Origin of the sequence: Priestia megaterium, from assembly GCF_023824195.1 — a bacterium.
Lineage (GTDB): Bacteria > Bacillota > Bacilli > Bacillales > Bacillaceae_H > Priestia > Priestia megaterium_D.
The window spans coordinates 3,785,619-3,802,267 of sequence record NZ_CP085442.1 but is presented as its reverse complement, the minus strand read 5'-3'; the positions used below and the strand labels follow the sequence as shown (position 1 = coordinate 3,802,267).

Annotated in this window: 23 protein-coding genes; 16 read left to right on the top strand and 7 right to left on the bottom strand. The window is 39.8% G+C overall.

Annotated features, from left to right (window positions below):
• Positions 1-78: 78 nt before the first annotated feature.
• The 6 genes from LIS78_RS19770 (at position 79) to LIS78_RS19745 (ending at position 5,952) form a co-directional block, all read left to right on the top strand.
• Positions 79-750 (top strand): response regulator transcription factor, encoded by a 672-nt coding sequence (locus LIS78_RS19770; protein WP_195782177.1) that lies wholly within the window; start codon positions 79-81, stop codon positions 748-750.
• A 1-nt stretch (position 751) separates the two neighbouring features.
• Positions 752-1,786 carry a sensor histidine kinase gene (locus tag LIS78_RS19765; RefSeq protein WP_252284244.1) on the top strand — a complete coding sequence of 345 codons (1,035 nt, stop codon included), beginning with the start codon at positions 752-754 and terminating at the stop codon, positions 1,784-1,786.
• Between the two features lie 87 nt (positions 1,787-1,873).
• The gene (locus LIS78_RS19760; RefSeq protein WP_116075514.1) at positions 1,874-2,230 is read left to right on the top strand and encodes a YxeA family protein; all 357 of its coding nucleotides are present in this window, start codon (positions 1,874-1,876) and stop codon (positions 2,228-2,230) included.
• Entirely contained in the window at positions 2,227-2,994 is a 768-nt protein-coding gene (locus tag LIS78_RS19755; protein WP_195782180.1) for an ABC transporter ATP-binding protein, read from the top strand. The genes LIS78_RS19760 and LIS78_RS19755 overlap by 4 nt, the downstream gene beginning before the upstream one ends.
• Positions 2,981-4,891: an ABC transporter permease gene (locus tag LIS78_RS19750; protein ID WP_209150522.1), complete on the top strand. Its 1,911-nt coding sequence runs from the start codon at positions 2,981-2,983 to the stop codon at positions 4,889-4,891. The genes LIS78_RS19755 and LIS78_RS19750 overlap by 14 nt, the downstream gene beginning before the upstream one ends.
• A 128-nt stretch (positions 4,892-5,019) precedes the next feature.
• On the top strand, positions 5,020-5,952 hold the full coding sequence (locus tag LIS78_RS19745) for a patatin-like phospholipase family protein (protein ID WP_252284243.1): 933 nt from the start codon (positions 5,020-5,022) through the stop codon (positions 5,950-5,952).
• An 11-nt stretch (positions 5,953-5,963) separates the two neighbouring features.
• Here LIS78_RS19745 and LIS78_RS19740 read toward each other — a convergent pair whose 3' ends face one another.
• A complete protein-coding gene (locus LIS78_RS19740; protein ID WP_209150518.1) occupies positions 5,964-6,329 on the bottom strand; it encodes a DUF3221 domain-containing protein in 366 nt (121 codons plus the stop codon).
• Positions 6,330-6,503: 174 nt separating this feature from the next.
• Here LIS78_RS19740 and LIS78_RS19735 point away from each other — a divergent pair, with 174 nt between their 5' ends.
• From LIS78_RS19735 to LIS78_RS19725, 3 genes are all read left to right on the top strand, one after another.
• Positions 6,504-7,112 (top strand): hypothetical protein, encoded by a 609-nt coding sequence (locus LIS78_RS19735; protein ID WP_209150516.1) that lies wholly within the window; start codon positions 6,504-6,506, stop codon positions 7,110-7,112.
• A 135-nt stretch (positions 7,113-7,247) separates the two neighbouring features.
• Positions 7,248-7,508, top strand: a complete 261-nt coding sequence (locus tag LIS78_RS19730) for a hypothetical protein (RefSeq protein ID WP_013058550.1) — start codon at positions 7,248-7,250, stop codon at positions 7,506-7,508.
• Positions 7,509-7,800: 292 nt separating this feature from the next.
• On the top strand, positions 7,801-8,139 hold the full coding sequence (locus LIS78_RS19725) for a hypothetical protein (RefSeq protein ID WP_013058549.1): 339 nt from the start codon (positions 7,801-7,803) through the stop codon (positions 8,137-8,139).
• 43 nt (positions 8,140-8,182) lie between these two features.
• Here the strand turns inward: LIS78_RS19725 and LIS78_RS19720 are convergent, their stop codons facing one another.
• Positions 8,183-8,656 (bottom strand): YtxH domain-containing protein, encoded by a 474-nt coding sequence (locus tag LIS78_RS19720; RefSeq protein ID WP_013058548.1) that lies wholly within the window; start codon positions 8,654-8,656, stop codon positions 8,183-8,185.
• Between the two features lie 329 nt (positions 8,657-8,985).
• On the opposite strand from LIS78_RS19720, the gene LIS78_RS19715 reads away from it, so the two are divergent.
• Entirely contained in the window at positions 8,986-10,461 is a 1,476-nt protein-coding gene (locus LIS78_RS19715; protein WP_195782185.1) for a glycoside hydrolase family 32 protein, read from the top strand.
• A 50-nt stretch (positions 10,462-10,511) separates the two neighbouring features.
• Here LIS78_RS19715 and LIS78_RS19710 read toward each other — a convergent pair whose 3' ends face one another.
• A complete protein-coding gene (locus LIS78_RS19710; RefSeq protein WP_013058546.1) occupies positions 10,512-10,793 on the bottom strand; it encodes a hypothetical protein in 282 nt (93 codons plus the stop codon).
• 86 nt (positions 10,794-10,879) lie between these two features.
• The gene (locus tag LIS78_RS19705; protein ID WP_013058545.1) at positions 10,880-11,068 is read right to left on the bottom strand and encodes a hypothetical protein; all 189 of its coding nucleotides are present in this window, start codon (positions 11,066-11,068) and stop codon (positions 10,880-10,882) included.
• Between the two features lie 123 nt (positions 11,069-11,191).
• On the opposite strand from LIS78_RS19705, the gene LIS78_RS19700 reads away from it, so the two are divergent.
• A complete protein-coding gene (locus LIS78_RS19700) occupies positions 11,192-11,482 on the top strand; it encodes a hypothetical protein (RefSeq protein ID WP_195782186.1) in 291 nt (96 codons plus the stop codon).
• 49 nt (positions 11,483-11,531) lie between these two features.
• On the opposite strand, the gene LIS78_RS19695 is transcribed toward LIS78_RS19700, so the two are convergent.
• Both LIS78_RS19695 and LIS78_RS19690 read right to left on the bottom strand, forming a co-directional pair.
• Entirely contained in the window at positions 11,532-12,776 is a 1,245-nt protein-coding gene (locus LIS78_RS19695) for an MFS transporter (RefSeq protein ID WP_252284242.1), read from the bottom strand.
• Positions 12,773-13,516 (bottom strand): MerR family transcriptional regulator, encoded by a 744-nt coding sequence (locus LIS78_RS19690; RefSeq protein WP_209150514.1) that lies wholly within the window; start codon positions 13,514-13,516, stop codon positions 12,773-12,775. Before LIS78_RS19690 ends, LIS78_RS19695 begins: the two co-directional genes overlap by 4 nt.
• Positions 13,517-13,599: 83 nt before the next feature.
• Between LIS78_RS19690 and LIS78_RS19685 the strand changes: the two genes are divergently transcribed.
• Positions 13,600-14,280, top strand: coding sequence for a CPBP family intramembrane glutamic endopeptidase (locus tag LIS78_RS19685; RefSeq protein ID WP_252284241.1), 681 nt, complete (start codon positions 13,600-13,602; stop codon positions 14,278-14,280).
• 111 nt (positions 14,281-14,391) lie between these two features.
• On the top strand, positions 14,392-14,724 hold the full coding sequence (locus LIS78_RS19680; RefSeq protein ID WP_245210624.1) for an aldo/keto reductase: 333 nt from the start codon (positions 14,392-14,394) through the stop codon (positions 14,722-14,724).
• A 36-nt stretch (positions 14,725-14,760) separates the two neighbouring features.
• Here LIS78_RS19680 and LIS78_RS19675 read toward each other — a convergent pair whose 3' ends face one another.
• Positions 14,761-15,147, bottom strand: coding sequence for a MerR family transcriptional regulator (locus LIS78_RS19675; RefSeq protein ID WP_252284240.1), 387 nt, complete (start codon positions 15,145-15,147; stop codon positions 14,761-14,763).
• Positions 15,148-15,331: 184 nt separating this feature from the next.
• Between LIS78_RS19675 and LIS78_RS19670 the strand changes: the two genes are divergently transcribed.
• The 3 genes from LIS78_RS19670 (at position 15,332) to LIS78_RS19660 (ending at position 16,649) form a co-directional block, all read left to right on the top strand.
• On the top strand, positions 15,332-15,502 hold the full coding sequence (locus LIS78_RS19670) for a hypothetical protein (RefSeq protein WP_195782187.1): 171 nt from the start codon (positions 15,332-15,334) through the stop codon (positions 15,500-15,502).
• A gap of 53 nt (positions 15,503-15,555) precedes the next feature.
• The gene (locus LIS78_RS19665) at positions 15,556-15,723 is read left to right on the top strand and encodes a hypothetical protein (RefSeq protein WP_195782188.1); all 168 of its coding nucleotides are present in this window, start codon (positions 15,556-15,558) and stop codon (positions 15,721-15,723) included.
• A 428-nt stretch (positions 15,724-16,151) separates the two neighbouring features.
• Positions 16,152-16,649 carry a hypothetical protein gene (locus LIS78_RS19660; protein WP_252285361.1) on the top strand — a complete coding sequence of 166 codons (498 nt, stop codon included), beginning with the start codon at positions 16,152-16,154 and terminating at the stop codon, positions 16,647-16,649.

Below are 16,649 nucleotides of genomic sequence, written 5' to 3'. Positions count from 1 at the left end.
AATGGATTAGGTGAGCTTTTAAGAGAGTATTCAACAGTGGGTTATACATAATATATAGGACAATACAGAGGTGAATGTATGAAAATTTTAATTGTAGAAGACGATGGTAAAATATATGAATTAGTGAAAGAGAAATTTGAGCAGTGGTCATTTGAAGTGGCTGGAGTAGAAGACTTTCAAAAGGTAATGGAAGTATTTATTGCAGAAAGCCCAGAGCTTGTTATTTTAGACGTGAATTTGCCTGTATATGACGGGTTTTACTGGTGTCAGCAAATACGTACAGTTTCAAAAACTCCTATCGTCTTTCTTTCCTCTCGTGAACATCCAATGGATATTGTTATGGCAATGAATGTTGGGGCAGATGACTACATTCAAAAGCCGTTTAACTTAGATGTTCTTGTTGCCAAAGTGCAGGCGCTTCTGCGCAGAACGTATTCGTATGGAGATACGATTTCAGACGTTATCGAGTGGAACGGAGCGGTGCTAGACTTAAAAAAAGGAAGTTTGCATTATAACGATCAAGAAATTCATTTAACTAAAAACGAATTTTTTATTTTGCGGCTTCTTTTGGAAGAACGAGGCAAGATTGTATCGCGAGAAGAGCTTATGCGAAGGCTATGGGAAGATGAGAAATTTGTAAGTGACAATACGCTTTCTGTCAATATCACACGCATTCGTATCAAGCTGGAAGATATCGGGCTGAATGATCAAATTGTGACTAAAAAAGGTCAAGGGTATTTGGTGAATTAAGATGTGGAAAAGTTTTTTTAGAGAAAGGCTAAGCTGGATTTTGTTTGTTCTTATATGGCTGAGTATAATCGATGCTCTGCTGCTGCTGGAGTACGATATTAAGGTATCGTCCACTTCGTTTTGGTATTTGAATCTTTTAACTCTGTGTCTGCTGATTCTGTTTCTTTTATGGAGAGGAATAAAAGAAAGAAGATTTCTAAAAAAGTTAAGCTTAATGCTGCGGAACGATGCGTACGATTTACAAGAAATGCATTCATACGTTCGAACGAAAGCAGATGAAGAAATGCTGAGCCTGCTGCAGCATATAGATCGTGTATATCGCAGACAAACTCATGCTCTTCACGTACAGCAGCGAGAGCAGCAGGAATATGTAACGACTTGGGTTCATGAGATCAAGACGCCGCTTACTGCGATGAAGCTGCTTATTAATGCTCATCGTACAGAGCTTTATAAATGGCCTTGGCTAAAGGATATTGAAGATGAGTGGATGAAAATTGACGGGTTAGTAGATCAGAATTTATATTCCGCACGCCTGCAGTACTTAGAAAAAGATTATCAGGTGCAGGCAGTGTCGCTAAGTGAACTTGTTTTTCCAAACGTTGCGTACTTCTCAAAATGGTGTATTGAAAAGAAACTGCATATTGATGAAAAAAATCTAGACACACTGGTGCATACTGACCCAAAGTGGATGCAGTTTGTTGTGAGGCAAGTGCTGTCTAACGCCATTAAATATAGCCCTCTAGAAGGAAAGCTTTCTTTTTTTGGTGAAGAAACGCCAAAGTACGTAAAGTTATTTATCGCTGACCGAGGGAAAGGGATTCCAACTCAAGATCTTCCCCGGGTTTTTGAAAAAGGATTCACAGGAAATGCGGGAAGAAAAACGAAGGGAGCTACGGGGCTAGGGCTGTATTTTTCAAAAAAAATCACAGATGCTCTTGGCCATCGAATAGAGATAAATTCACTTTTACACGAAGGAACCACAGTGATTTTGACCTTCTACAAACCGAATTCTTTTGATAACCTTTCAAAAATGTAAGATTGCAAGCTGAGATTGTCATCTGCTTCAAACGAATCTTTCCTTGATTCAAAGTAAGATAGAGCTATACACAAGGAGGGAACGTACATGAAGCGAAAGTGGATTAGCCTTTTAGCCCTGATTTTTATTGTGGGAGCAGGTATAGGAGGAGTAAAGATTTATCAAAAAGCCGCAACGGAGCATCAATACGGGATTATCCCAAAAGAAGCAAAAAAAGTGGACGACTATGGACGAGTTCAATATACAATTTCAGTAATAAACGAAAAAGGACAAACAACGTTTCAAACATTTACAACGATTAAACAGTTAAAAGAAGGAACGATTATTGACCTTTTTGTTCGAGGTAATGAAGTTCGGAAATATGACATTATAACAAAAAATGAGCTGCCGCAGCGAGTGAAAAGCGTGTGGCCTACAAAAGAACGAAAGGAGGAAGGAAAATGAGTATTGTCCTTGAAGGGAAAAATGTAACTAAAACGTTTGGATCAAGAGGAAACGTATATGAAGCGCTAAAAGGAATTGATTTTACAATCGAAGAAGGAGAGTTTGTCGGTATTATGGGACCATCTGGAGCGGGAAAAACGACGCTGATGAACATTCTTTCAACGATTGACCGCCCTACAGATGGCGAGGTATGGATTCAAGGAGAAAACGTGGCGCTCATAAAAGATAAGAAGCTGTCTGCTTTCAGACGCAATCATTTAGGGTTTATTTTTCAAGATTATAATTTATTGGATACGTTAACGGTAAAAGAAAATATTCTTCTGCCACTTACGGTTACAAAAATGTCTAAGAAAGAGATGGAGACCAAGCTTAAAGACACCGCAACGCGACTAGGCATCTATGAGCTGGCGGATAAGTATCCGTATGAGATTTCTGGCGGACAAAAACAGCGCGTTGCAGCAGCGAGAGCGATGATTACGAATCCAGCCGTTATTTTTGCCGATGAACCTACCGGAGCTCTTGATTCCAAAGCCGCTTCAAGCCTGCTTGAAAAGCTGTCGCAACTAAATCAAGAAGACCGTGCCACGATTATTATGGTGACGCATGATCCGCTGGCTTCAAGCTACTGCAGCCGCGTGCTGTTTATTAAAGACGGACAAATTTACACGGAGCTGTTTAAAGGCGAACAAACGAGACAAGCATTTTTTAAACGGATTATGAACATTCAAGGCGCATTAGGCGGTGAAGGCTATGACCGTATTTGATCTTGTTAAAAAGAATATGCGCAAAAATATTAGCCGGTACAGCCTTTATTTCTTTTCAATGATTTTTAGTATTATTGTGTACTATGTGTTTGCTACGCTTCAGTACGACCAATCGATTTCAAAGGTTATTGGAGAAGAGATGAGGCTGCAGGGCATTTTTAATGCTTCAAATTACGTTCTGCTTACCTTTATTGTCGTCTTTATTTGGTACACAAACTCGTTTTTTATCAGGCAGCGTAAGAGAGAGCTCGGGCTGTATCATTTAGTCGGCATTGAAAAACGTACGATTGGGAAAATGATTTTCTATGAGAATATGCTGCTGGGGATTTTTTCTTTGGTGGTCGGTATTTTACTAGGTACCGTGTTTTCAAGGCTGTTTGTGCTGTTTTTACTAAAGCTTATGGGACTGTCGCTTTCTATTACGCTCACATTTTCTCTTCAAGCGGTTTTAAAAACAGCCGTAGTGTTTTTGATTGTTACCATTTTTATATCGTTTCAAGGCTATTTTATTATGTACCGCTATACGCTATTAGATTTGTTTCAAGCGGAAAGTAAAAGTGAACGCGTAAATAAAATAAATTCGAAACGCTCAATTGTAGTGGGAGGGCTTGGTGTTTTACTCGTTGGCTACGGGTACTACCTTTCATCGGGAAACATTGTGACGCCTAAATTTTTTCTAATTGTAGCAGTTGTACTGTTTTCGGTTATTTTCGGGACGTTTTTACTTTTTAAAGCTACAATTGAGTGGCTGATGGGGCTTTACCGAGAGCATGCAAGCGGATATTATTCGTTTGCAAATATGCTAAGCGTTTCTACTATGATGTATCGAATTAAAGCAAATGCACGAGTGTTAACATTAATTACGATCTTGTCGGCTACTACACTTGTAGCAGTTGGTGTGACGTATTCCTCGTACTATAACACAAAAGCCGACGCCAGAAGTATGCAGCCTTATGACTATACGCTGCACAGCAAAAACGCAGCGCAAGAATTTATGGATGTACTGCGTGAGTTAGATATCCAATCAAATCAGTATGTCTATCATATCGTGAAGCACTCTGCTGATTTATCAGACTTTCGATTTATTACATCTGGTTATTATGGAGATGGTGAGCGAATAAGCTTTTTAGATGAAGAAGAAGTGCGGAAAAATGGCGTTTCGGTTCCTGCGTTAAACGCAAACGAAACCGTTGTTTTTGATTCGATGGCAAAAGGAAAAGTGTTTAAACCTAGTACAGGTAAAACGGCGGCTGTGCAGCTGAACAAATCAGAACAGCTTGCTTTAAAAGTCGTTAAATCAGAACCTTCGCTTATTCTTGACTCTGAGAGTGCCGGCTATCAGTTTGTAGTCAATCACGACACGTTTATCAAACTTTCAAAGGCTGGACAAAAGCAAGCGGTGTACGTATTTAATACGGATGATGGAAACAAACAAAATGAACTTACTAAGAACTATCATCAAATCGCAAAAGAAGCTGGAGAAAGGCGTACTTCATACTATGATGTGTTTCAGGCAGGCTTAATGAGTAAAGGATTGTTTATTTTTATTGGAGGATTTTTAGGGCTCGTCTTTTTGATGGCAACGGGCAGCATTATTTATTTTAAGCAAATCTCCGAAGCCGAACAAGAGCGCAAAAGATTTGAAGTTCTGCGTAAGCTTGGGTTTTCAGTGTCTCAAATGATGAGCGCCGTTCGAAAGCAGCAGCTGTTTACGTTTGGTTTGCCTTTAGTAATTGGCATCTTGCACAGTCTATTTGCGCTGAAGGTCATTACTAATCTAACCGGTGAAAGTCTGATAATCCCTGTTTTAATAGCGGATGCAGTATACGGGGTTATTTATTTCATTTTCTACTGGCTGACAATGAATTACTACCGAATGGTAATAAAGCGACTGTAAAGAAAAGACTGTTTCGATAAATGAAACAGTCTTTTTTTTGTTGGGAAAATAAAAGGTATGGAGTAGCGAAAACCTGAATATAAAAAAGGGTATATAAAAACTAGAGAGTTGTATAGGAGGAGAAAGATGTGAAAGCAGATGCTGTGTTTGAAGGGGGAGGCGTTCGAGGAATTGCATTCACGGGTGCAATTGAAGCGATGGAAGAAAGCAATGTAGAATGGCAGCGTCTAGCAGGTACGTCAGCCGGAGCGTTGATAGCGGCACTTTTAGCGAGCGGCTATAAAAGTGGTGAAATTCGCAAGGAGCTTCAAAACATGGACTACGATAAATTTCGCGGGAAAACAATTATTAACCGAATTCCTCTGATTGGGAACTTGATTGAACTGATGATTCATTTAGGTTTTTATAAAAATGATTATTTGGAAAAATGGGTGCACGGTCTGCTGCGTGAAAAAGGAATCGAAACGTTTGCGGATTTGCCAGCGGATAAGCTGAAAATTATTGCATCAGATATTTCGAACGGACAGATGCTTGTGCTGCCTGACGACTTGCCCCGATACGGAATGCAGCCAAGCGATATGAAGATTTCACAAGCTGTGATGATGAGTGCGTCCATTCCTTTTTTCTTTCGTCCCATCATCTGGAAATCCAAAGGGTTCAAGAGGTCATACATTGTCGACGGAGCGCTTTTAAGCAATTTTCCGATTTGGCTGTTTGATACGGAGCATCCGCGTTTCCCGACGTTTGGTTTTCGATTTGTAAAAGAAGAAATTGATACAGCCGCTGTTATTCCGACGCCGGTCCATTTATTTAAAAGTATGTTTACAACGATGCTGCAAGCTCACGATTTGCGGTACTTAAACGCGGAGACAAAAGAACGAACGGTGCAAATTCCAACGGGTGTGATTACGGCAACGGATTTTGCCTTAAAGGAAGAAGAAATCGAATTTTTATATGAATCTGGTTATATATCAGCAAAGCGCTTTTTAGAAAAGTGGGATTTTGAACAGCATAAAATGAATCGGACCGGGCGTCAGCTGACACGAAGAAAGCTCCCGTAACAGGAGCTTTTCTACGGCTGTTTTAAAATGTTGACTTCAACAGCCTCGCCTTTTGCCGGAACGGAATACTGAACGCTTTTGTCTTTTTTGAGCCATGCTTTAACAAGCTGTCCTTTTTTGTATGTTTGATCATCCGAAACTTTTACATAAATAGGCTGTACATCGCTAGAACCAAGTATTTCTTTTGTTGTATAGTCAAGCGCGGTATCTCGCGGAATGACGTTTGCAATAAGAATTTCCTCCTGTTTCACTTCTAAAATGCGCCCTTGAACTAAATAGCCGGCCGGCTTTTTTGACTGCTCGGCGTTATCAGAACAGCCGCTTAAACAAATAAAAAAGAGAAGAAAAAGTGCAGTTGATTGAACGGTAAACTTCATAAAATCTCCTTTCCGTTTCAACATGACTACCATTATAACGCGTTTGACCATTTCTTTTCCAGTTTTCGGAGAAAGCAAGAGGTAATCGTTGACGTTATTTCAGCGCGCGTGATATGTTTTAACTCATAAACGCTATTTTTACTAGAAGCCACGCTTAGTACGGGAGGTCCTTATATGGATGTTACCTTTTTAACCAATGTTATTCGACATATATTAGAACGAGATAATTTTGTCATTGACTTTGAAGAATCAGACGAACAAAATATTCACTTTTGGCATCGAGACGAGCCGTTTCGCCTTTTTATTTCAGAACAAACGGAAAGCTATTTAGTATGGACCGTTTTTGAAAATGAAAAAGAACAGTGGAGCGGAAAAACATTTCTTCAAGAAGTGACGAATACGTGTAAAGACTGCAGTGAGCCAATCGCGCACTGGATTTATAAAGACGGAGGCAAAGCAGGTTATTGCGATCATTGTCTTCAAACGTTTGGAAATGCGTATTTTACAAATGCTGATGATATCAAGCAAAACCTTCATTTAATTGACGGTTCTATTTGTTTTATTACCGATGAAACCGGAAGCGATTGGTGGATTGCATATGAAGGATTCAAACGAGTAATTGCAAGATTAGAAGAAAATCCCGATCAGAAAGTAGAAATGTACAAGCCCGAATATCCGGTCTTTAAATGGGAAATACATTTTCTAACGGAAAACAATTCTGCTAGCTTTAAGTTCAAAGATGACTTCGCATCTGGAATTGTACCGAAGGGAAGAATACTCTAACATCCTTGTTATAAGGGTGTTTTTTCTTATAATGGGAAGTTTTTTTAAAAAAATAATTAATTTAGGTTAAAAAGAAGGAATTAAAGGGTAAAGAGTAGAAGATATATCACTATAGGAAGAATGGGGGAAATAATTATGACAACTACAACAAATTTAACACTGGGGTACAAAATGTACACGATTGATTTTAGCCGTCCAACGCAGTCTAACGAGGCACTGCTTGATTTCTTTAAAGATGTGCAGCACAGACAGGGAAATAACGCAGAAAGCTTTTCTAAAACATTAATGGAAATCGAAGAAATCAAAACAAAATATGTAGATCACGAAATCGTACAGCTGGCTAAATCGCTTGAACAGCAAATAAGCCGCTCAAATGCAGAAAAACTTGAGGTCTGATAATCACCAGAAATGGTCGATTTATCAGACCTTTTTTATATTTTTATCGATGTAGCACTTTATACTTGGCTAAAGTGCAGCCAAGTATAAAGTGCTAGACCTATGCGGAAGTTGCCCTCCCTTGCGGGCTGCCAACTTCCGCATAGGTGAACCTTTTGGGGTGAAGTCAAGGGGAATGGGAATCTGGTAGTGTGGCTTTTAGGCTGAAGAGAGAATTCTGTACATTTTAAAGAATGTTTGATTTTATCAAAAGTTGTAGATGAATAGACTATCAAGTCGTTGGAGGCGTTGTATGGTTGGAATTTGCAGCTGGAAGTGTGCAGTGAGTGGAATAAGTATTGCGAGTGTCTACAGTAAGCAGCCGTCGTGGCAGCGGGAGTGTTATTTGGTGACACCTGGTAAAGTTTATTATGAGTCGTGCTATCAAGGGTACGGAGAGTTTGCGGGAATGGATATTTTTTGTTTGATGAGAGAAAGCGGAGCGGAGAAAGAAGACAGTGAAGGGGTAGCGGCTTTTAAGCCTAAGATTGTGCTGGCGAAGTATTACAGTGGGCAGCGTTATGAAGAACTGCCGGAATCAGAGCCGTGTCCGTACGGAGGCTATTTTTTTGAAGGGTGGAAGGAAGGATAGCGAATATACATAAAAGCTGTAGAGATATCTCTACAGCTCGTTATTAACGTCTTGTTTCATCGACAGATTGTTCTAAGTCACTTACTTCTTGCGTAATTGTATTTAATTCTTCTTGCACCGCTTCAGCCTCAAGAACAGGATCTTGAACGATTTCTGTCGTTTCAAGCTCTTCTGCTGCAGCCGTTTCTGCAAGCGGCTGTTCTTTAGCAGTGCGCAGAGATTTCACTTTGTTGACAACTTGCGAAGATTGTTCGGAGACTTTTTGTGAAAGACGAGCCGTGCGCTGTTTGAGGTCTTGGCCTTTTGCATATACCGTTTCTTTCACTTGACCTGTTTTAGCGAGTGCTTGATTCGCTCCGTCTTGAATAGAAGCACGCAGCTCTTTTCCTGACTTTGGCGCTACTAGTAAAGCTGTTGTTACACCCACTACGCTACCTACTAACGTGCCGACTAATAACTCTTTGCTTCCACCTTTTGTTTCTTTACCTACTGTTTCTTTTACGTTTTCTTTTGTCATGACATTTCCTCCTTTTATAATATGTAATATGAAGGGTTTACCATTTTGTTGAATACTTCCTGTAAAACGCAAATGATTCGCTAAAAAAATCTGCAAGTGCCGTCGGACGCTCGTACAGGCTGGTGAAATTTGATTGTATATAGTATTCAACCACCTGACAGAAAAACCTTCTTTTCTGCTATAAAAACAGAAAAAAACTTATCTATAAAATCCGACACAAGAAAACGACAACATTCGTTCTTTGGTAGCATTTTCACTTGAAATTTTATATCATAGAGTGCAAGGAGAATACGTTCTCTTTTTTTTTAGATGCTGGAGGGATTGAAGAGATGGCTGAATCGAAGTACAGAACAATTTTAGAAGCAAAATCTGGAGAGTTAGAAGCATTAAAAGAGAAAGCAATCAAAGACAGCTGGCAGCCGATTTATCATATTCATCCACAGTACGGGCTGATGAATGATCCAAACGGATTGATTCAATTAAACGGTGAATATCACGTGTTTTATCAGTGGTATCCGTACGGTGCGATGCATGGAATGAAGCACTGGGCTCATGTGAAATCTACGGATTTAGTAACGTGGGAACGCCTTCCGGTTGCGTTAACGCCAACGGAAGAATATGAATCGCACGGCGCATACTCAGGCGGTGCGATTGAAAAAGATGGTCAAGGGCTGCTGTTTTATACGGGGAATGTAAAATACGAAGACGGCTCACGTTCAGCTAATCAATGTATCGCGATGCTAAACGAAGATGGAAGTGTGGAAAAATACACGCATAATCCAGCGGTACGAGGCGTTCCTGATGGGTATACAGGACATGTGCGCGATCCGAAAGTATGGAAAGAAAATGATACATATTATATGCTGCTAGGCGCTCAGCGTGAAAACGAAACGGGCGCATTAATTGTGTATGAATCAAGCGATGCGCTTCAGTGGTCATTTAAAGGCGAAGTTAAAACATCGCTTCCTGACTTTGGCTATATGTGGGAGTGCCCGGATTACTTTAAACTGGACGGAAAAGATGTGTTTGTCTTTTCACCGCAAGGAATCAAAGCGGATGGCCACGATTTTCATAATATTTATAATGTGATTTACGCGGTGGGAACATTTGATGTGGAAAGTTTAACGTTTGAAATGGAGTATTACCGTGAAATTGATAAAGGGTTTGACTTTTATGCACCGCAAACGTTCCAAGATGAAAGCGGACGTCGCTTGCTATTTGCATGGATTGGAAACCCGGATGTTGACTATCCGTCAGACGAATACGGATGGTCCCATGCATTAACGCTTCCTCGTGAGCTTTCGCTTGAAGGAAATGAACTTGTTCAAAAGCCTGTAGAAGAGTTAAATAAGCTTCGAGATCAAGCGGTTCATTTTAGAGGAACGCTAAAAAATGAAGAAGTGATCATTGATGAAGCAACAAACAATGCATATGAAATCAATATGACGTTCCGCGAGATAGCGGCCAAACAGTTTGGTTTAGAGCTGTTTAATAGTAAAGAAGAAGAGCTTCGCCTCGTGTTTGATACAGAAAAGCAAGAAGTGCGACTCGACCGCTCTTCATTCCACCATCAATATGCAACGGAATACGGTGTGGTTCGCTCTGAAAAATGGACAGCGTCAAATGAAGTCGGTGTTCGCGTATTTGTCGACAAAAGCATCGTCGAAATTTATATAAACGGTGGCAAAATTGTCTTCACTTCCCGGGTATTCCCGAAAAAAGATTCCAAATCAGCTGTAAATGTATTTGCAGAAGGAGCTGTGGATTACCGTATTGATTATTACGGTATGTCGCGCGGTATTTAATATAATAAATAAGAAAAGCCAATGAAGATCATTCATTGGCTTTTTGGTTTCTATAAAAATAAGATACAAATACATGAAGCAACTAAATGAGGGACAGCTGCAATAATAAAACGTTTCATCCATTCTGTATCCTCTCGCTGCCGGACCGGGGTAAAGTAAGGTCCTCTCGTTTCAAATCGAAATGCGTCCAGTAAGGTTACGAGTGCAATTGCCGTAAGTAATATGCCAAGAGGGCCTGAAATATAGTAAATATACTGCCAGTTGCCTGCTGTAATAGAAATGATAATCACAATAATTAAAGATATAATGCCAGATATTAATCCTGTTTTCAAACTCAAAATCTCCTTACATCCAGTTTTTGCTTATCTATTTTACCATAACCGAATGAAGGTTTGTATATACGGCTCGGGGCGGATATTTACTTCTTAATTGACCTTCTATGTAAGTATCTTCTCGTATAAAACGAGTTTCCTAGCAAAAGCAGTGTCCCTAGAATCCAGCCAGCTGCAGGGGAATAAGGAAAGATATTTTTTAAAGCCATCCCAAAAGAAATAGAGGCTGCTCCGAGTATAAATAAAAGCAGCGTGATTCCTTGACGTTTTTTCATATGTACCACCTCTCTTACTAATTTTACCATAAAATGTGAGTATAGTAGAATAAAATGTAAGATATCATACAAAAAAAGAAGTATATGGTAAAGTTTAAGGAGTAGGAAGGGAAGAGGGATGCAATGATTAAAAAAGGATTTATAGCAGGTATCGTGACGGTCGGGATTGTTCTTGCTCTTGCTGCTTTTACAGCGAAGTGGAGCTATCTCTATTTTGTGTCAGGCACGATGGGAGCAGTATCACTGGTTTTAGCTTTGGCATACCTTATTGACAGTATCGTGCTAGGAAGTACAGGCACATTCTTTTCAGCCAAAAAGACGCGCAAGGTGAGCCGAGTTGAAGATGCAAAACGATTTGGAGCTATTGCAGTACCGAACGTATTAGCTGCTTTGATTTATGTAGTCGCTGGTTGATGAACAGGAGTCTATAAAAAACAGCTTGAGGTATAACCTCAAGCTGTTTTTATGCGTCAATCTGAACGTTTCTTTCCCGTTTATCACGCGGCGGCATCAGCATACTCACAAATCCAACGCTTACGACGATGATTGCCGCCGTTAAAAAAGTCGTCTGAGCACCTGCAAGCTTTACGACCATGCCTCCAAGAAGAGGAGCAGTAAGTAGAACGGCACTCGTTAAGGTGTTAATGAATCCGTACACTTTTCCGAGGTGTTTCTTGTCGCTGTACGTTTGAACGATATAGTTAAACAGCAGTAAATTAAGCCCAACTCCGGCCCCTCCAATAGGTGCAGCAATCAAAATGAAATAGCGTGACATAACGGCTGGATTAAAGCAGCTAATGAAAAATAAAGCCCCTCCAAATAGAAGCAGTCCCAGTGATAAAAGTCTAAATGGATGGTGAACCTGTTTTTTTCTATTAAGATACACTCCTGTTGCTAGCGCTCCCAGCCCGATTCCAGAAAGCAGCCAGCCGAGCATTTCCGGATGGCGAGGCAGCACATCTCGAAGGAAGATGCTAATTTGAGCGTCAACAAGCATGACTACAAAATACGAAAGGTGAAACAAAATAACGACGCGTAAAAGGATTGAGTGCTGAAAAACGATTTTCCAGCCGTTTGAGTACGTTTCTTTCGTTTGATGGGAAGAACGAGCAGCTTGCCCTTGAATGTTTTTACCTGCTTTTTTAAGTGAAAACAGCACCGAAATAGAAATCATACAAGCTGCGGCATTAACTAAAATACATGCTTTTGGCGTTGTGAACGTCAGTGCGGCGGCTCCGAGAAACGGCCCTACAACTTTGGCAATTTGAAACATAATGTTTTGTAAAGTAGAGGCCTGCAGCAGCTGGTCTTCTTTGACCACTTCTCGAACGTAAGCCAGCTGTGCGGGCACCTTCATAACAGAACTCATAGAGCGCAGGGTCAGTACTCCTAGTGCCAAAAGCGGTTCATCTGTGAAAAATAACAGACATGTGAACAGAAGACGGACTAGTTCAGACAGAAACATCAGCTGTACTTTATCGTAGCGGTCCGCTAAATTTCCTGCTGCTTGACTTAGCAGGATGCTAGGCAAAGCGTACGCGACAGGAATAAGGGTAATCCATAGGGAATTTGCGTGCCACATGTATGTAAAAAGCGTCATCACCGCAAACATATCAAATAAATCTCCGAAGCTTGCCGCAGTGCTTGAAATAAATAATTTTTTATAAGAAGAATTAGCAAACAGCTTTTCTTTTTTCAATACCTTCATTCCTTTATATGTTGTTCGTAAAAAATAATCGTATCTTCAATAAATTGAAGGACTTCGCTGTCAATAGGGTAGAGATTAAGTGAACTTGATGCCTCAGGAGATTTGCGAACATCCCAAAAGGCTTTTTCTAAAGCCGTATGATGACCAAACAGTTCACTGGATAAAAGCAGTATATCAGCTGCAATTAGTTGTCCATCTTCAGATTGAGGTGCACGCTGGTGCTTTAAGCAAAGCTGAACTCGTTTTATGATGTTAATCCATTTATCGGCACTCGCATTCTCCATTTTAGGCAAATTATGCTGCAGAATCTCACTTTCTTCTATTGAAAGCGAAAGCAGATCAGTCCAGCTGCTTTTAGTAGTAGACTGATTGTGAACTAAGGGAAGGAGCTGCTTCCAGTTTAATTCACCTTCTATTTTTATACTGTTGCGAAGAGTGTGAGTATGTTCTAAAGCTCGTTGAATTTCTGAAGCTTTTTGCTGAAGTTTTTGCTGGTGAATCGCTAGAAGTTCATCAATACTCACTTGATGAAGAATAAGTTCAATATCTCGCAAAGGAACGGCTAAGTTTTTTAAAAGGGTAATTTTTTCTAATGTGATTAAGTCTGTTTCTGAGTAGGATCGCTTTCCGTTTTCGGCTTTTGACGATGGATGAAGCAAGCCGATTTGATCGTAGTAACGAAGCGTACGCACCGTGAGGCCTAATTTTTTAGCGGCTTGCCCAGTAGAAAAATAAATCATTTTTAACCCCTCCAAAAAAATGCTTGCAGGTAACGTTACGTCACCTTTTACACTGAATATATGTAAAAGGGAGGCGAAGTAAATTGAAACAAAAAAATCAAGGATTATGGACAATAAAATCATTCGTAATAATGCTGGTGGTCACGTTTATTGCTGTGCCTGTTTTCATTAAAGGAGCATTACAGCAAGCTTTACAGTCGCTATTTAAAAGTGAGCTCTATGCTGGAACAGCTACTGGATTTGTCATGGCAGCTGTGTTTTTATCAGCTCTGTATTGGCTGATGGTTCAGGCTGATGATAGAAAAATTGGTTTTCAATCGTTTTCAAAGCGTTACTGGCGGCTCATTCTTTTTTGGCTTTTTGTGCTGATCTTAGGAAGTGTGGCAATTGTTGTGCTAATGGAATGGTTTGGTATAACATATGAAAATAAAAAAACAGCCAGTTTACAGCACGACCTGTCGCTGTTTTCATTTATACTTGCTTTTGTTTCAGCCGCTGTGATCTCACCTTTTTATGAAGAGATTATTTACCGAGGATTTTTTTATACGTGGCTGAAACGTAAAGGAGGGATTGTATTTGGATTGGGGGGAAGTTCGTTTATCTTTATGCTGGTGCATATTCCAACGTACAATACCTTGCCCGTTAACTTTCTTTCTGGCCTCGTTTTTGCGTGGGTGTACGAAAAAACAAAGTCGTTGCTTCCAAGTATGATGATTCACGCTTGTTTTAATGGAATCGCCGTTATCTTAACAGCGGCAGCTTGATTTAGTTTCGATGACGAGTAAGCTACGATTTATCTTACCATATTATGTATACTAAAGAAGCAAATTGTAAAAAAATAAACGAAACAGGTAAAGTGTACTTGTATAGGTGTCATGGTATACAGTCCGTTAGCGCGTGGCATGCTTTCAGGCAAATATAAAACACCAAATGAAGTGCCGCCAGCAAGCCGCGCTGTACATGGTGAAAAGCTGCTGCGAAACTACTTTACAGACCGAAACTTTCAGCTGGTGGAGCAGTATCGCAAGTTAGCAGAAAAAAATGAAGTAAGTCTGTCTCAGTTTGCTCTTTCGTGGGTGCTAAATCAGCCCGCTGTGACATCAAGCATTATCGGAGCTAGTAAATTGCTCCACGTAACAGATGCGGTTGAAATCAGCGATTGGACATGGTCAGAAGAGCTGTTAAATACCGTGAATTCACTATATTGATAAAAAGTCCGCAGGTGCTTCTGCGGACTTTTGTTTTTAAATTTTAATTTCTTTTTGCTTTAATTTTGCTTCTAGTGAGTCGTACAAAGCTAGCTTATAGTTAATTTGTTCAAGGTATTTAAATGTTTTGGCCATTTCTTCTTCTACCGCTTCTTTATGATGAAGCATCATGTTTTTTCGCTCTTTAATCGTGCTTTCGCCTTGTTTATAGAGCTCTACATAGCGCTTAATTTCTGCAAGCGGCATACCAGTTGAGCGCAGGGCTAAGATAAAACGGATCCATTCAATATTTGTATCATTATAGAGGCGCTTTCCGTTTTCATCAAGCTCTACAAAAGGAAGGATTCCTTCTTTTTCGTAGTAGCGTAAAGTCGGTGCGGAAAGCCCTGTTTTTTCATTCATTTCTTTCATGCTATAAGACAAGATTGTTCACTCCCACTTATGAATCGTAAAGCTTACTTTAAGGTATATGATAATCGATAGGTGAACATTTTATCAAATTCTTTTTCGTTTGTTGAAAAATATGGAACTTTTATACAGTTTGTCCGTAATAAAAAGTAGACAATAAGAAACTTACTATAAAAGGTTAAGTAAAGGGGATAGAGCAATGAAAAAAATAAAATGGATTAGTTTTATCCTGCTGCTGATTTCAAGCGGAGTGTTTTTTATCAATCATCAGTACGCCATTTTACTAGCGGCTTGGACCGCTTATGGAATGATTTTATCAATTCTGGTTTATTTCTTTTCATACGGCATGAATAATTCAAATCAAGAGTAAAAAGCGTATGTGCGTTTCTTATTGTCTTCAAAATAAGAGCAGGAAATGAAAGGATGGAAGAAATGGGAGAGCTTTTTTGGATGATTTTTTTCGGAGCCTGCATTTGGGTGCCAATAATCTGGAATAAAGTTGCGATTGGCAAGCGCATCGCATATGAAGAAAAGAAAGCAGGGCGTGATTTAACAGGAGAAATTAATCCGTTTACCGGAGGGAGAATGTAAATAGGCATAAAAAAGAGGCCGTGACAAAAGTATTTTTGTTGAAGGAAGATCCGAATGATGAATCGAGATTCTTGATGGAGAATCAACTTCGTTCGGGTTTTTTTATTAGTACAGTGAACGTAGGTTTCATGTATGTTAGGCGCCTTTAGCTGTAGATTGGAGGGCAAGGGGAAGACTCCTGCGGGAAAGGAATAGGTGAGACCCCGCAGAAAGCGAAGTCTTGCACGGAAATCAACAGCGGTGTAACAAGCAGTCCAGCTTATTTATCCCATTTGTTCGTCTTTAGGTTGGAGTAATTTCGTTATGTCTCAGCCTCTTTAAGTAGTAAAGAAAACAATAGTTTAATTTTGTTATTAATAGTATAATTAACCATATTTATTTTGAATAGAAAGGCTGATGGAAAGGTGTTAACATTCTTTTTGGCCGGCATGGTACTTGTGCTGGTGATGATTGTTTTTGCGCGTACGCTGTGGATGCCCAGCAGAATGGTAGAACGTCTTAGCAAGAAAAAGTGTTTTCAAAACCATTGGCTGAGCGGAGGCTATTTGTTTGGCATTAATGCTTTATATTTTGGGACTACGATGTTTTTACTCTATCTTCTTATGTTTACAGATATTCCTTATCTGCATCTTGTTCTTATGTTTTTAGCGACGATTGTAAGTATTTTTACGTGGCACATCGTTAGTACTGCGTGGACAGGATCATTTAAAAACCGTCTTAAAATGGCTTTAACGGGAAGCAGCTTTTATTTAATATTGGCATTGATTATGGTGATACAGTGGCTGAGCGTTAAGCCTCTGTATCCGAATGAAGATACGTTTATGCGAGCTTTAGGGTGGATGCTTGGCTTTTTCGTTTCAGCCGTCGCTTTTAGTATATGTTTCATCTTCACTGCGTTTCTTGGAAAACGTTCAGCACGTGTGTAA